At 59.4% G+C, this 15341-nt stretch carries 15 protein-coding genes; 4 read left to right on the top strand and 11 right to left on the bottom strand.

Going from position 1 to position 15341, the window contains the following annotated elements:
- Positions 1-68 precede the first annotated feature (68 nt).
- The gene (locus tag QIT27_RS16660) at positions 69-1400 is read left to right on the top strand and encodes a deoxyguanosinetriphosphate triphosphohydrolase (protein WP_285264456.1); all 1332 of its coding nucleotides are present in this window, start codon (positions 69-71) and stop codon (positions 1398-1400) included.
- Between the two features lie 8 nt (positions 1401-1408).
- On the opposite strand, the gene QIT27_RS16655 is transcribed toward QIT27_RS16660, so the two are convergent.
- From QIT27_RS16655 to QIT27_RS16645, 3 genes are read right to left on the bottom strand one after another with little or no spacing between them, the layout of a single operon-like run.
- On the bottom strand, positions 1409-2317 hold the full coding sequence (locus tag QIT27_RS16655) for a nuclease-related domain-containing protein (protein ID WP_159340553.1): 909 nt from the start codon (positions 2315-2317) through the stop codon (positions 1409-1411).
- 49 nt (positions 2318-2366) lie between these two features.
- Positions 2367-2741 carry a translation initiation factor Sui1 gene (locus QIT27_RS16650; protein ID WP_253019309.1) on the bottom strand — a complete coding sequence of 125 codons (375 nt, stop codon included), beginning with the start codon at positions 2739-2741 and terminating at the stop codon, positions 2367-2369.
- Between the two features lies 1 nt (position 2742).
- Positions 2743-3441 (bottom strand): HAD family hydrolase, encoded by a 699-nt coding sequence (locus QIT27_RS16645; protein WP_159340555.1) that lies wholly within the window; start codon positions 3439-3441, stop codon positions 2743-2745.
- Between the two features lie 249 nt (positions 3442-3690).
- Here QIT27_RS16645 and QIT27_RS16640 point away from each other — a divergent pair, with 249 nt between their 5' ends.
- Positions 3691-4026: a hypothetical protein gene (locus tag QIT27_RS16640; protein WP_285264455.1), complete on the top strand. Its 336-nt coding sequence runs from the start codon at positions 3691-3693 to the stop codon at positions 4024-4026.
- Between the two features lie 8 nt (positions 4027-4034).
- On the opposite strand, the gene QIT27_RS16635 is transcribed toward QIT27_RS16640, so the two are convergent.
- The 7 genes from QIT27_RS16635 to tkt all read right to left on the bottom strand — a co-directional run bounded on the left by QIT27_RS16635 (position 4035) and on the right by tkt (position 11040).
- Positions 4035-4379 carry a hypothetical protein gene (locus QIT27_RS16635; RefSeq protein WP_285264454.1) on the bottom strand — a complete coding sequence of 115 codons (345 nt, stop codon included), beginning with the start codon at positions 4377-4379 and terminating at the stop codon, positions 4035-4037.
- 121 nt (positions 4380-4500) lie between these two features.
- Positions 4501-5565 (bottom strand): class II fructose-bisphosphate aldolase, encoded by a 1065-nt coding sequence (gene fba, locus QIT27_RS16630; RefSeq protein WP_062363362.1) that lies wholly within the window; start codon positions 5563-5565, stop codon positions 4501-4503.
- A gap of 64 nt (positions 5566-5629) precedes the next feature.
- Positions 5630-6799: a phosphoglycerate kinase gene (locus QIT27_RS16625; protein ID WP_285264453.1), complete on the bottom strand. Its 1170-nt coding sequence runs from the start codon at positions 6797-6799 to the stop codon at positions 5630-5632.
- A 59-nt stretch (positions 6800-6858) separates the two neighbouring features.
- Positions 6859-7887 carry a type I glyceraldehyde-3-phosphate dehydrogenase gene (locus tag QIT27_RS16620; protein WP_074211222.1) on the bottom strand — a complete coding sequence of 343 codons (1029 nt, stop codon included), beginning with the start codon at positions 7885-7887 and terminating at the stop codon, positions 6859-6861.
- Between the two features lie 59 nt (positions 7888-7946).
- A complete protein-coding gene (locus QIT27_RS16615) occupies positions 7947-8669 on the bottom strand; it encodes an LrgB family protein (protein WP_159340558.1) in 723 nt (240 codons plus the stop codon).
- A complete protein-coding gene (locus QIT27_RS16610; protein ID WP_285264452.1) occupies positions 8659-9012 on the bottom strand; it encodes a CidA/LrgA family protein in 354 nt (117 codons plus the stop codon). Before QIT27_RS16610 ends, QIT27_RS16615 begins: the two co-directional genes overlap by 11 nt.
- A 36-nt stretch (positions 9013-9048) precedes the next feature.
- Positions 9049-11040 (bottom strand): transketolase, encoded by a 1992-nt coding sequence (gene tkt, locus QIT27_RS16605; RefSeq protein WP_285264451.1) that lies wholly within the window; start codon positions 11038-11040, stop codon positions 9049-9051.
- Between the two features lie 246 nt (positions 11041-11286).
- Between tkt and metK the strand changes: the two genes are divergently transcribed.
- Positions 11287-12507 (top strand): methionine adenosyltransferase, encoded by a 1221-nt coding sequence (gene metK, locus QIT27_RS16600; RefSeq protein WP_253019317.1) that lies wholly within the window; start codon positions 11287-11289, stop codon positions 12505-12507.
- A gap of 205 nt (positions 12508-12712) precedes the next feature.
- Positions 12713-14395, top strand: a complete 1683-nt coding sequence (gene ligB, locus QIT27_RS16595) for an NAD-dependent DNA ligase LigB (RefSeq protein WP_285264450.1) — start codon at positions 12713-12715, stop codon at positions 14393-14395.
- Here ligB and QIT27_RS16590 read toward each other — a convergent pair.
- On the bottom strand, positions 14392-15327 hold the full coding sequence (locus tag QIT27_RS16590; RefSeq protein WP_285264449.1) for an AEC family transporter: 936 nt from the start codon (positions 15325-15327) through the stop codon (positions 14392-14394). The genes ligB and QIT27_RS16590 overlap by 4 nt on opposite strands.
- Positions 15328-15341 lie beyond the last annotated feature (14 nt).

Raw genomic sequence — 15341 nt, 5'->3', positions numbered from 1 at the left:
TGCCCGTCGATCCCGTCGTTTTATGTCAGCATTTTTATGTCAGAATGTGCACTCCAAGGAGGAGCGCTATGACACAAATGCAATGGGATCAGTTACTTTCCCCACGACGCCTTCACGATAAACGAACGGACAGCACCCGGGAAATTGGGCGTAGTCCCTTTCATAAAGATCATGATCGCATTGTCTTTTCCGGCTCTTTCCGACGCTTGGGGCGTAAAACCCAAGTGCACCCTCTGACGGAAAACGACCACATTCACACCCGCTTGACCCACTCTCTCGAAGTTGGCTGCGTCGGCCGTTCGCTTGGGATGATTGTGGGCGAGCTGCTGCGTGACCGCCTCCCTGACTGGATTACCCCCGCTGATTTGGGCGTTATTGTGCAAACGGCGTGTCTGGGCCATGACATCGGTAACCCGCCCTTTGGTCACGCCGGTGAGTACGCGATACGCGACTGGTTTCGTCGTGCCCAGGGAAGTGGCCTGCTGGATGGCTTGTCCGATGCCGAGCGAGACGACCTGTTGACCTATGAAGGCAACGCGCAGGGCTTCCGCGTCATCACCCAGATCGAGTACAACCAGTTCAACGGTGGCATGCGCTTATCGGCGGCTACGCTCGGCACGCTGCTGAAATACCCATGGACGGTACGCTATAGCGGTCGTGCGGGTAAGTTTGGCTGCTACCAGTCAGAGCAGGCGCTGTTAAAAGAGGTAGCAGATGCGGTTGGGCTACTTCCCCAAGGGGAGCAGCGCTGGTGTCGCCACCCGTTGGCTTGGCTTGTCGAAGCGGCAGATGATATTTGCTACGCCTTGCTAGACCTTGAAGATGGTCTGGAGATGGGCATTCTGCGCTACGAGGAAGTGGTCGAGATTCTGCGTCAAATCGCCGGTGAGTTTCCTCCCGAGTATGCCGAGATGCAGCGTAGAAATGTCTCGCAACGCCGCCGTATCGCTCTACTCAGAGGCGCCGCCATGGAGCGTGCTGTCAACGATGTGGGGGCTGTCTTTGTACAGCATGAGCAGGCGCTGCTCAGCGGTACTCTCAGCGAGGATTTGTTGGAGCTGTGTCACCCGGATTTAGGCTGGGGAGTGCAGTCCGCCAAGCAGCTGGCTCGTGAGCGCATTTTTCAGAATGAGCGCAAGGCGAAGCTGGAGATTGGTGCCTACACCACGCTGGGTATCCTGTTAGAAGCCTTCATCGGTGCCGCTCATGAGCTGCACCACACCGGGCAAAGCTCGTTCAAGCATCAGCGGGTTTTGGCGTTGATAGGCGAGAACACGCCACTCCCCTCATGGACACTTTATGACAGCTACCGGCGCATGCTGGACTTCATTGGCGGGATGACCGACCACTACGCGGTCGATCTTGCCCAAGAGATGGGCGGGCGGTTACGCGGCGACTAAATGAGGCATTAGACAGATGGTTGACGGAGGTGCTTGAGCTCCATCAACCGTGCCCGCTCTAGCAAAACATGAATGACCTTGTCATGAATGGCATCGCTTAGCTGTCCTGGCGTGATGTCGGTCAGCTGCTTGGCCAGCTGTTCGCCGCTGACCACGAGAATATCCGGCGAGGCTTCGCTGGTGTCGATTTCCCAGCCGGGCAAAACCAGGACCCCTTTCACCGGTACCGGTACACCGCAGCGGCGCTCTAACCACTGGCTCAGCCAGCTGACACCCTGGCGCGTTTTGTGCAGCGGCCGCCGCTCCTGCCAGTGCGGGAAGCGCAGCCGCTCACGCTCTACCGCTACGCAGTTCAACTCTTTGCCATTGCTACCAATGGCCAGTGCCCTGGCGCGGGTTTCCACGACGAATACGCCGTGAGGGGTGACCACCACATGGTCAATGGTGAAGCTATCCGTAGGGACGTCATGAAACACGTAATAGGGGTGCGCTTCAGGGCGAACCAGACGTTCCAGCTCTTGGCCTACGGCAAGTTCGCAGGCAAGCCCCAGCTTCAAGCGGCGGATGCGCTGATAGTCACGCACCAACAGCAGCGAAAACGCCAGCACCAAGAGCGTGCTCAGCAGGCCATACAGCGCCCACTCGACCCAGTCCTGTTTATCGACGAAGAGCATTCGTCCCATGCCGTAGACCAGCGGCGCAAGGCTGACCAGAGGCCCTAAAGTGCCGTTAAGAAACAGGCTTGAAAACGCTTGATCGAGTCGATGGCGAAGCGCCTGCCCCGGCTCGCGGAGCGGCGCATCGAAGGGTGAGTGAACGCGGGCATCGTGAAGACTACGCAAGGCTAATACGATGCCGCCCATCGCTGCCATGGGAAACAAGAAGATGAGCGGTAGCAGGTATTCCAACCAAACCATTATCGTGCCTTGCCCTTTCGCCATGAGCCGGGGATGTGCGTTGTCCGCTTCAACCGCCCGCCAATTTCACCTGATAACCCATTGAGGTTAAGGCATCGCGCAGTGTTTCGCGATGGTCGCCCTGGATTTCTATCACACCCTCTTTAACGGCGCCGCCGGTGCCGCAGCGCTGTTTGAGTGTTTTGGCCAGTGCCTTGAGCTCCCCTTGGGGGAGCGGCACGCCGCTGATGGTCGTGACTCCCTTGCCTTTACGACCGCTGGTCTCACGGCGGATACGGACGATCCCATCCAATTCGGCAAGCCGCGCTTGCTCGCTGGTGTCCTCACAGCGGCAGTCGTCGATGGGGGCTCTGCAGTCAGGGCACGTTTTGCCATGCTCGGTGGAGTAAACGAGGCCACTTAGCTGATCACGTAATGAAGCCATACTATTTCTCTGTTGAGTGATGAGGCATTGCGGCCTGCCATCGCTCGTGGGTCAGTTGCTCGACAACGGCAGGCAGCTGATACATGTTACTCATCATGATAGCGCCTTCCGGCGTTGCTTCGGCATCGGGAAAGCGATTCAGATGGATCACGGTCATGCCTGCTTGCAGCGCCGCGTGAACACCGACCAGCGCATCGTCGATGGCAATGCAGTCCTTCGCCGCAAACCCCATGATACTGGCTGCGTGCAGATGTAAACAGGGCTCCGGCTTCCAACAGTTAGCGGTATAGCCACTAAACAGCCGATGACCGAAATAGTCGCTGAGACCGGTCGCCTTTAGAGCGGTACGAATCTTGGTTTCAGGCCCATTGGAGACCACGGCGCTAGGGTAGTGGGCCAGTGCATCGAGCGACTCACGCGCGCCGGGAATGGTGGTGAGCTCATTGGCGAGGCGCTCCGCCAGTTTGGCGCGCATGGCCTGTTCCATGCGGTTCAAGCGCTCGGCATCAACCTCGCCATAGCGGGTTTGCAGTTCTGCCACGATACGTCGGAAGCGGGCCCCCCGAAACTCGCCAAGATAATCGGAAGAAGCAAAGGGGAGACCGACCGTATTTAGGCCGCGAGCCATCTCTTCGGCCAGTAGGGGTTCGCTATCGACGAGGGTGCCATCACAATCAAACAGCAGAAGTGGGAGCGGCATGGGAGTTCCTTGCAGCGTGACAAGCGCTACTCGCGTTAATTTAAGCCGACTAGACGACTATTGAACGAGATTTTTCTGGCTTTGTGAACACTGTTTTATAATTTTTTACAGTGAAGCTGCGCGACCATGCCGCTGAGCGCTCGCTACCCTCGGTTAACTGCCCGGTTTTCAAGGCAATCTATGTGAATCATCGAGAGACCGGCTATAGTAGGTAGGCGACGCCGCGATAACCATAAAATGGAGATGTATATGCGATTCACCCCTTGGTTCCTCTCATTGGTCGTGGGCACCGCGCTGATGGCTTCTGCAGGTAGCGTGTTGGCAGAGCCTGAAGCCGATGCCGATAGCGAGCAGCACCAAGCGCTGGATGATGCGGCGCTGGAGGAGAAGTACGGCATCAAGGCCGGGGCCGTTCAGCGTGACGAGTCGACCGCCGATATGGCCACGGCTGACGAGACGGAAGAAAACACCGACAACGGTGGTGACGATAGCGACAACACCGAAGGCGGCACCGGTGGTACCGGTAGCGCCGAAGATGCCATTGAAAACGGCGAGGACGAGCAGAGTAACGACGATAACGAGTGAGTGTGCCGTTAGCGGGAGAGGCGTCGTGAGTTGGCGCTACTACGTTGATGATAAGGTTTCATCGCTTTCTGGCTGGTAATCCACCAGGGGGCGTATTGACCGCTCATCGCGCTGAAAAATGCTTTTTGCATCACGAGGCCAGCTTCCATGCTGGCCTCGATCTTTTCGGTCACCATGCGCTGGTTTTCACGCATCATGGCGGGGCTAAAAAAGGGCTGGGTTTGCCATAGCTGTTGGCGCATGGCGATCGTGGATAGCGACGAACTCCATAGTTCCATCCCCATCATGCCGACCTTCCACACATCGAACATGGCGGTGGGCGGAGTAAACAGGGGCATTGAGGAGTGCTTCATAGTGAGGGCTGCCTGGTGAAGAAATGTGGGGTGGTGCTCTCTAGTAATAGCCTATTTGTGCTGCATTGCAACAAAAAAGGCGGCCCGAAGGCCGCCTTAGCGTCGCTAATTGCTTAGCTGCTTACTTAATTTTAGGAGCCAGCTCGCCGCGCTCGTAGCGCTGGAACATCGCTTCCAGGCTGATCGGCTTGATTTTGCTCGCGTTGCCAGCAGTACCAAAGGCTTCGTAGCGGGCAATACACAGATCGCGCATGGCGGTGACCGTTTCTTTTAAGAATTTGCGCGGATCAAATTCAGACGGGTTCTCTGCCATAAAACGACGCACGGCACCGGTGGACGCTAGGCGCAGGTCGGTGTCGATGTTCACCTTGCGCACGCCGTGTTTGATGCCTTCGACGATTTCCTCGACCGGTACGCCGTAGGTTTCCGGAATTTGACCGCCGTAGCGGTTGATGACTTCAAGCCACTCCTGCGGCACGGAAGAGGAGCCGTGCATGACCAAGTGGGTGTCCGGGATGCGCGCGTGGATCTCTTTGATACGCTGAATAGAGAGCGTGTCGCCGGTCGGCGGCTTGGTGAACTTGTATGCGCCGTGGCTGGTGCCGATGGCAATCGCCAGCGCGTCGACCTGAGTCGCTTTGACGAACGCGGCGGCTTCTTCGGGATCGGTCAACAGCTGTTCCATGTCCAGCTTGCCTTCGGCACCAATGCCGTCCTCTTCACCGGCCATGCCGGTTTCCAGGCTACCTAGGCAGCCCAGCTCGCCTTCAACCGATACACCACAGGCGTGGGCCATTTCTACTGCGCGACGAGTGACGTCAACGTTGTAGTCGTAATCCATCGGCGTTTTGCCATCTTCACCCAGCGAGCCGTCCATCATGACGGAGGAGAAACCGAGCTGGATAGAGCGCTGGCACACGGCGGGGCTGGTGCCGTGATCCTGGTGCATCACTACCGGAATATGCGGAAACTCTTCTACCGCCGCCAAAATCAAGTGGCGCAGGAAAGGGGCGCCTGCGTATTTGCGCGCGCCAGCGGAGGCCTGCACGATCACCGGAGAGTCGGTGGCATCGGCGGCTTCCATGATGGCCCGCATCTGCTCGAGGTTGTTGACGTTGAACGCGGGGATGCCGTAGCCGTATTCGGCGGCGTGGTCGAGCATCTGGCGCATGCTAATTAAAGCCATGGGGTCACCTTGTAGGTTGTCAGTGTGAACGGGTGCAGTGAGCGTGCAGTGTCAGCGTGATGGTTCAGCCGCGCTTTGCTGCGGCTTCTAATGCGGCTACCGCCGGTAGCTGTTTGCCCTCGACGTACTCTAGGAACGCGCCGCCGCCGGTAGAGATATAGGAAACACGGTCGGCAATGGCGTACTTGTCGATAGCGGCCAGGGTGTCGCCACCGCCAGCAATCGAAAACGCGCTACTTTCGGCAATGGCAAGAGAGAGTACTTCGGTGCCTTTGCCAAATTGATCGATCTCGAAAACGCCCACGGGGCCGTTCCACAAGATAGTGCCGGCATCTTTGAGCAGGCTGGCCAAGTGGGCCGCGGTGTCCGGGCCAATATCCAAAATCATCTCGTTATCAGCGACCTGGTCCACCGGTTTGACTACCGCTTCTGCGGATTCAGAGAACTCCGTGGCCACAACGACGTCAGTGGGCAGCGGAATAGAGACTTTCTCCATTAGCGCTTTGGCTTGACCGATCAGGTCGGCTTCGTAGAGCGATTTGCCCACATTATAGCCTGCCGCCGCGATAAAGGTGTTGGCGATCCCGCCGCCGACGATAAGCTGGTCGCACTTGTCGGAGAGGGCGGTCAATACGTCGAGCTTCGTAGAGACCTTGGAGCCGCCCACAATCGCCGCCATGGGTCGCGCCGGGGTCGCTAAGGCTTTCTCCAGTGCGTCCAGCTCCTGGGCCAGCAGCGGGCCTGCACAGGCGGTGGGCGCAAAGCGGGCCACGCCGTGGGTGGACGCTTGAGCGCGGTGGGCGGTGCCGAAGGCGTCCATCACGAAGATATCGCACAGCGCGGCGTACTGCTTGGCCAGCGGTTCGTCGTCTTTCTTCTCGCCGTTATTGAAGCGCACGTTCTCAAGCAGCACCACGTCGCCATTGCTGAGCGTGGGCGCGGTGTCGAGGTAATCGTCGACCAGTTTGACGGGGCTACCCAGCAGCTCGCTAAGGTGCTCGGCCACGGGAGCTAAGGAGAACTCCTCAGCAGGCTCGCCTTCCGTGGGGCGGCCCAGATGGCTCATGAGCATCACTTTGGCTCCCGCCTTGGCTGCCACTTGAATAGTCGGCAGTGCGGCGCGAAGGCGGGCATCGCTGGAAACACGGCCGTTTTTGATCGGCACGTTCAGGTCTTCACGAATCAGCACGCGCTGCCCTTCCAGGGGCAGGTCGGTCATTTTTTGCACGTTCATGTGAGCGGTTTCCTCGTGTTCAAGCGAATGTAAGAGCGCTAGGTGATGCTACCCATCAATTAGCGAAACGTTGCCAAGCGCTGGCTGATATCCAGCATGCGGTTGGCAAAGCCCCACTCGTTATCAAACCAGCACAGCAGCTTGATCAAGCGTGTGCCAGCCACCCGGGTTTGGGTGGCGTCTAGAATGCCAGAGCGGGGGTCATGATTAAAATCGATCGATGCCATGGGGGCTTCGGTATAGCCTAGCACCCCTTGCAAGCGCTGCTGGCTGGCGCTGTGTAGCAGCGCGTTCACTTGGGCGGCGCTGGTATCGCGGCGTACGGTCAGCGCGGCATCCATAGCAGAGACGTTAATGGTGGGTACCCGCACGTGCAGGCACTCAAAACGCCCGGCCAGGCTCGGCATCAGGCGGCTGATACCCACTGCCAAGCCGGTATCCACCGGCACGATCGACTGCATGGCGGAGCGGGTCAGGCGCAGGTCGGTTTGATGATACGCATCGATCACCGGCTGATCGTTCATCGCTGAGTGAATCGTGGTGGTGACGCCATGCTCCAGACCCAATGCTTCATCCAGCACGGTAAGCAGCGGTACTAAACAGTTGGTGGTGCAGGACGCTGCAGAGAGAATGCGCTGGGTGGGGGCAAGCTCATGCTCGTTGATGCCCCACACGATGGTAGCATCCACATCGTTTTCAGCGGGCTGGGAGAACAGCAGCCGCTTGGCCCCAGCCGTTAAGTGCTGCTCGGCGGTGGCGCGATCCTTAAAGCTACCCGAGCACTCCAGCACCAGGTCGATATCCAGCTCACCCCAGGGCAGCGCTTGCGGGTCGCGTTCGCACAGCACGTGGATGCGCTGGCCGTTGACGAGCAGAGCGCTGCCATCGTTATCCACCTCACCAGGGAAGCGTCCGTGGGTGGTGTCGTAACGGGTGAGATACGTGATGGTGGCGAGATCAGACAGCTCATTAATCGCCACCACCTCAAGCTCTGGGTGTTGGCGTTCCACCAGTGCTCTCAGCACGCACTGGCCAATGCGCCCATAACCATTGATAGCAATGCGATATTTAGTGGAAGCGTTCGCCATGTTGCGATGCGGCTCTTAGAAAAAGTGGGCCGATGATAGCGTATTTCACCGGGGGTTGCTTACCCAGCCCCGATGCCCACTAGCCGCCACGCCAGCGGCAACAGCAGCGCGGTAAAAATACCGGTTAGGCTCATTCCGAGCGAGGCAAACGCCCCGGCGGTAGGGCTAATATCAAACGCCCGCACGGTACCAATGGCGTGCCCATTGAGCCCCAGCGCAAAACCGATGATGCGCTCATCGTTGATACGTAGCAGCCGGGCCGCCAAGCTAACAAAGGGGATGGTCAGCACGCCGGTCACTAGCAGCGAGCCCATTAACAGCGCCACGTTGCCGCCGAGCTGTTCGGTGATGCCGATGGCAATAGGCGCGGTCACCGACTTTGCCGCAATGGAGGCCAAAATGTCTGGGCTCGCTCCCAACAGCCACGCAATGCCCAAGGCATAGCAAGCCGCCAAAGCAGCAGCAATAGGCAGGCAGGCGGCTAGCGGTCGCCAGAGTTCACGAATGCGCGGCAGTTGCTGGTAAAGCGGCATACCCAGCGCCACTGTAGCGGGGCCTAACAGCACGGTTAGCCACGTTGCACCCTGCTGGTAGGTGGCGTAAGGCAGCCCCAGCAGCGCCAGTATTGCGGCCAAAAGGAGTGCCGCGATCAAAATAGCGGGCAGCCAGGAGGGCTTACCCAGCCGTATAAAAACTGCGCTGCCCACCAAATAAGCGGCCAGCGTTAGTCCAACGGCCAGTAAAGGCGTTGCGGTTAAGGTGGGCAGCAGGTTAGTCAGCATGGCTGCGTCCCATCAAACGCGTTAGTAACCATAGCGTGGTGAACACGCTGAGCAGCGTGCCGAGTAGCAGGGCGGCCACAATGGCCAGCCATTGGCCTGCCAGCTCATCCAGAATAAAGAATACACCCACCACGCCCGGCATAATCAGCATAGCCAGGAGTGCAATCAGCGGTTGGGCAGCGGCAGCAAGGCTGGAGGGCACCCTGCTGATCATAGCGAGGGTGGCGCACAGCAGCAGCATGCCCACCACCCCAGAAGAGATGGGTAAACCGGAGAAGTGAATGACCACTTCTCCGATCAACCAGTAGCTAATTAGCCATAGCAGACCGTTTAGTGCGGGCATCGCGATGCCCGCACTGCGTGACCCGTGAGCGGGGGATTAACCCAGCAGCTCATTGGCTTGTTTAACAATGTTCTCGACGGTAAAGCCGAAGTGCTTGAACAGCTCGCCAGCCGGGGCCGACTCACCAAAGGTAGTCATGCCAATCACGCGGCCATCGAGACCAACGTATTTGTACCAGTAGTCGGCATGGCCAGCTTCGATGGCAATACGCTTGGTGACGGCTTTGGGTAGCACGCTTTCACGGTAGTCAGCGTCTTGGCCATTAAAACGGTAAGCGGACGGCATGGAGACCACGCGCACGGCTTTACCCTGCTGCTCCAGCTCGGCCGCGGCGTCCATCGCCAGGGAGACTTCGGAGCCCGTGGCAATCAGGATCAGCTCTGGGGTGCCTTCGCTATCTTTCAGCACATAGCCACCGCGCTGGATAGACGCGAGCTGGGCCTTGGTACGCTGCTGGTGCGGCAGGTTCTGGCGCGAGAGTACCAGCGCCGTCGGGCCGGAGTGGCGCTTAATCGCGGCATCCCAGGAAGCGGCGGTCTCCACGGCGTCACAGGGGCGCCACGTGTTCAGGTTCGGCGTGGTGCGCAGGCTGGTGAGCTGCTCGATCGGCTGGTGCGTCGGGCCATCTTCACCCAGGCCAATAGAGTCGTGGGTAAACACGTAAATAGCCTGCTGACCCATCAGCGCCGCCATACGCACGGCGTTGCGCATGTACTCCATAAAGATCAGGAAGGTGGCGCCGTACGGCACAAAACCGCCGTGCAGAGCGATACCGTTCATCACCGCGCCCATGCCGAATTCACGCACACCGTAGTGCAGGTAGTTGCCGCTGGCGTCGTCGGGGGTGATCGCTTTCGCGCCCTTCCAGAAGGTCAGGTTAGACGGCGCTAGGTCAGCGCTGCCGCCGAGCAGTTCCGGCATTTGCGGGCCAATCACGTTCAGCGCTTCAAACGACGCTTTACGCGAGGCAATGCTGTCGCCTTTCTCTTGGGCCTGCTGGATCAGCGCTTCGGTCGCCAATTCCGTGGGCAGCTGCGCTTTCATGCGGCGCTTGAATTCACGCGCTTCTTCCGGGAAGGCTTCAGTGTAGCGAGCGAAGCGGCCTTCCCACTCTTGCTGGCGCGTTTTACCGGCGTCGCGGGCATCCCAGGCGGAGTAAATCGGCTCGGGGATATGGAAAGGCGCGTGCTCCCAGCCCAACTGTTTACGTGCCAGGGCCACTTCGTCGTCACCCAGCGGTGCGCCGTGAGCTTCTTCTTTGCCCTGCTTGTTGGGGGCACCAAAACCGATAATGGTTTTGCAGATGATCAGGCTTGGCTTGTCGTCATGGCTCTTCGCCAGCTCAATGGCCGCCTTGATCTCGTCAGGCTTGTGGCCGTCGACGTTCGGTACCACGTGCCAGCCGTAGGACTCAAAGCGCTTGGCCGTATCGTCGGTGAACCAGCCTTCGACTTCGCCATCGATAGAGATGCCGTTGTCGTCGTAAAGGGCTATCAGTTTGCCCAACTGCTGAGTGCCCGCCAGGGACGCCGCTTCGTGGGAGATACCCTCCATCAAGCAGCCATCGCCCAAGAAACACCAGGTGTGGTGGTCAACGATGGTATGGCCGGGGCGGTTGAACTGCGCGGCCAGGGTTTTCTCGGCAATCGCGAAACCCACTGCGTTGGCAAAGCCTTGGCCTAGCGGGCCGGTAGTGGTTTCGATGCCGGGGGCGTAGCCAAACTCTGGGTGGCCAGCGGTGGGCGAGTGCAGCTGGCGGAAGTTTTGCAGCTGTTCCAGGCTCAGCTCATAGCCGCTTAGGTGTAAAAGCGAGTAGAGCAGCATGGAGCCGTGACCATTCGACAGCACGAACCGATCACGATCGGCCCACTTGGGGTCTTCGGGGTTGTGCTTGAGGTAGTCATTCCACAGCACCTCGGCAATATCAGCCATACCCATGGGGGCGCCAGGGTGGCCGGATTTGGCCTTCTGAACAGCATCCATGGAAAGGGCGCGAATGGCATTGGCCAGCTCAAAACGGGACGGCATGGGGGTGCTCCTCGCCTGAAAACGGAAAGAATAAAGGCGCTATTGTCGCTGACTTCCCCGGCGGCGGCAAATTCTCAGGGGCACGTTGTGGGAAGAACTTGCAACAGCGTGTAGACTCTGGCTCCCGAAGTGGTGGTGAAAGTGATGGTGCCGCTTCTTTATACGGGCAGGGGACTTCCTGCCATGATTTCCTGCTGATGCTGCGGTCATAACAGAGCAGCCGTCATACAGAGGGTCGAGTGCGCGATGAGCGAATATTCCCTGTTTACCTCCGAGTCCGTTTCCGAAGGCCATCCCGATAAGATTGCCGACCAGATTTCAGACGCGGTGTTAGATGCCATTATCGCCCGGGATAAACAGGCCCGCGTTGCCTGTGAAACGATGGTGAAGACGGGCGTTGCCATTATTGCCGGTGAGATCACCACCTCCGCGTGGGTGGATCTAGAGACGCTGGTGCGTGATGTGATTACCGATATCGGCTACACCTCTTCTCAGGTGGGCTTCGACGGTGCCACGTGCGGCGTCATCAACCTGATTGGCAAGCAGAGTGTCGATATTGCTCAGGGCGTTGATCGTACCAAGCCGGAAGACCAAGGCGCGGGCGACCAGGGCCTGATGTTTGGCTACGCCACGAACGAAACCGATTCGTTCATGCCAGCGCCGATCCACTACTCGCACCGTTTGGTCGAGCGTCAGGCGGAGTTGCGTAAAAACGGCCTGTTGCCGTGGCTGCGTCCGGATGCCAAGAGCCAGGTCACTTTCCGCTATAACGCTGAAGGCCAACCGTGTGGCGTGGATGCGATTGTCCTGTCGACTCAGCACGACCCGGAAATCGATCAAGAAGACCTGCGCAAAATGATTAAGCGTGAAGTCATTGAGCAGGTGATTCCCGCTGAGTGGTTGGATGCCAATACCCAGTACCACATCAACCCGACCGGCAAGTTCGTGATTGGCGGCCCGGTGGGCGACTGTGGCCTGACCGGTCGTAAGATCATCGTCGATACCTACGGCGGCATGGCGCGCCACGGTGGCGGCGCGTTCTCGGGCAAAGATCCGTCGAAAGTAGACCGCAGCGCCGCGTACGCTGGCCGCTATGTGGCGAAAAACGTCGTAGCAGCGGGCTTGGCGGACAAGTGCGAGATTCAGGTCTCCTACGCCATTGGCGTGGCCGAGCCGACCTCCGTGTCTATCGACACTTTCGGTACTGGCAAAATCGACGATGCGAAAATCGTTGAGCTGGTGCGCGAGCACTTCGATTTGCGCCCCTACGCAATCACCAAGATGCTCGACCTGCTGCATCCGATGTATCGCCTCACGTCTGCGTATGGCCACTTTGGCCGCGAGCCGTTTGAGCACAGCTACAGCTGGGTAGACGACAAAGGCGAAACGCATACCGAGACGTTTACAGCCTTCCCGTGGGAAAAAACTGACAAAGCAGACGCGCTGCGTCAGGCCGCTGGCCTATAAGCTTCCCGCAAGCGCAATGAGCGTCATGGGTTAGCGAAAAGCGCCCCTTGGTTCACGCCAGGGGGCGCTTTTTTTATGGGTCGAACACGGTTCCGAGAGCGGCTTGCTGCGCATTGCATCTCTGTCAGTTTCCTATAAGTTAACTTTAATAAGGACTGAAAAATTTCCCGTTCACCACGTGAGGATGCGTATGTCGGGTTGGCGAATGACAGGAATAGCGAGCCTAGCGGCAGCCTGGTTAATGAGTGTCACTTTTTCCGCACAGGCAGACATGTGCCCCGACTGGCCTGCCGAGCGGCTAGCGCTGGAAACCCAGGCGCTAGCCGAACATATCGAAGTGTGGGATCGAGCTTATCATGATAACGGCGAATCGCTGATTGCCGATGAGCTGTACGACCAAGCGCTGGCACGGTTGGAAAACTGGCAAGCTTGCTTGGATTCCCCGACTCCCCATCGGCCACTGACCCGCATCACGAGCAGCAGCGGTACCCGCACGCATCCGGCCGCTCAAACGGGGCTCACTAAAGCCGATGAGGACGGTATTCGACGCTTTACCAGCCGCCGCGAAGACCTATGGATTCAGCCCAAGGTGGATGGCGTCGCGGTGACGCTGCGTTACCTGGGCGGGGAGCTTGTCGAGGCGGTTAGCCGTGGAGACGGCGAGCGGGGGCAGGATTGGACGGCGCGGGTTCAACAGCTGCCCGGTGTGCCCGTTATGCTTCCTGAGCCCGTCTCTGCGGTGCTGCAGGGCGAGCTTTACTGGCGGCTGGAGAACCACGTGCAGGCACGCCAGCCAGATTCGGGTGCCCGAGGTGCCGTGGCCGGTGCCATGGCGCAGCGCGACCCGAGCCAAGAGACGCTGAATCGCATCGGCTTATTCGTATGGGACTGGCCGGATGGCCCGACGCAGATGGCTGAACGGCTAGCGCAACTGACGGCGCTAGGGTTCGATACGGCCGATTACACCCACTCGATCAGCGGCCAGGAGGCGGCCGCTGAGTGGCGCGAGCGGTGGTTCAACGGCCCGCTGCCGTTTGCCACCGACGGCGTGGTATTAAAACAGGCTGAGCGCCCTGGCGTGCGCCGCTGGTCGTCATCGCCCCCTGAGTGGGCGGTGGCCTGGAAGTATCCGTCTCAGCAGGCGCTAGCCCAGGTACGCGGGGTCGAGTTTCGGGTGGGGCGCACCGGGCGCGTAACGCCGCTGCTATGGCTCTACCCGGTGACTCTGGAAGGGCGGCGCATCAGCCGCGTGTCGCTGGGTTCATTGGAGCGCTGGCAGGCGTGGGACGTGCGCCCTGGGGACCAAGTGGCGGTGACGCTGGCGGGCTTGACGATTCCTCAGGTAGACAGCGTGGTGTGGCAAACCCGCGAAAGGGCTGCCCTAAGCGCCCCACCGCCCGAGCGCTACCATCTGTTGAGCTGCTTTACGCTAAGTTCAGACCTAACATCAGGATGCAACGCCCAACTGCTGGCCCGCTTAACCTATCTCAGCGAGCAGCTGGGCATGCGGGGGATTGGCGAAGGCACGTGGCAGGCGCTGATGGAGGCCGGTGTGGTGACGGAGCTGCTTGGCTGGTTGGAGCTGACGCCGGAGCAGCTACAGCAAGCCCACGGTATTGGCGCGACCACCGCCACAGCGCTGATGGCGCAATTCAATGCGGCGCGCCAAGCGCCCTATGCAACATGGCTGAAGGCGCTGGGGATGCCGCCAGGAGGCGATGCCCAGCTAGGCGATTGGTACACCCTCGCGGGTTACTCTCAAACCGACTGGCAAGCCGTGCCCGGCGTTGGCCCGGTGCGAAGCGAGGCGCTCGTTGCCTTCTTCAGCCACCCAGACGTGCAGCGCATGGCCCGCCAGCTGCAGCAGGCGGGCGTCGATGGGTTTTAACCGAGCCCGGTGAGCCGCAGCATCAGCCCCAGGTAGAGCGGGATCAACAGCGGTGCCAGCAGCGTAGTGGTGAGTACCGCTAAAGCACCTTTCTGCGGCTGAATGCCCAACTCCATGGCCACGACGACGACGTTAGAGGCCATGGGCACCACGCCCAATAGCAGCAGCGCCATCGCCAGCTCTGGTGCCAGCGGCGTGAACTGCTGGAGCACCAGCACCGCCCCCAGCATCACCAGCGGCCAGAGCAAATAGCGCAGGCCCACGCAGGTCGCCACAAAGCGCGTATCCCACGCGGCGAGGGTGACCTGGCTTAACGTCATGCCAATGATCATCATGCCCAGCAGGGTATAGGTGGCGGGAAAGACCGCTAATGAACTCATCAGTGACTCAGGCAGCGTGGCGTTGAGCGCGTTTAGCAGCAGCGCTAAGAGAAACGCATAGACCAGCGGCAGACGAACAATTTTGGCCACGCTCTGGCGTACCGAGAAGTGGCCCCGGGCGCTCAAATAAAACCCCACCGTGAACTCGTATAAATTGATGCCCAGCATGCAGAAGAGATACAGCGTCACCCCTTCCGGCGGTAGCAGAATTAGTGCGACGGGCAGTCCAAAGTAGCCGGTATTACCGGTGCCAGAAGAGAACGCCAGCAGCGCGCCTTCCTGCGGGCCAAAGCGGTGTTGGGTAGCCCAGCGCACGGCCAGTGCTATGGCGCTGACCAATAGAAACATCGCCAGGGTGAGCACCAAATACTCTGAGGTAGGACCGCCATTCATCAGCGCGCGAAAAATTGTCAGCGGCGCGATCAGGTACACCAACAAGGTAGCAATCGGGCGCGGGTCTATTTTCAACCGTTGGGCGGCAATAAAGCCCAGCCCCACATACCCTAACAGCATGAGCAGCGGGCCCATTAAAGCGCTGGGTGCTAAGTCCATATCTCCTCCTTGAT

The organism is Halomonas sp. LC1 (genome assembly GCF_030247125.1).
GTDB lineage: Bacteria > Pseudomonadota > Gammaproteobacteria > Pseudomonadales > Halomonadaceae > Vreelandella.
This window is presented reverse-complemented; position numbering and strand designations above follow the sequence as displayed.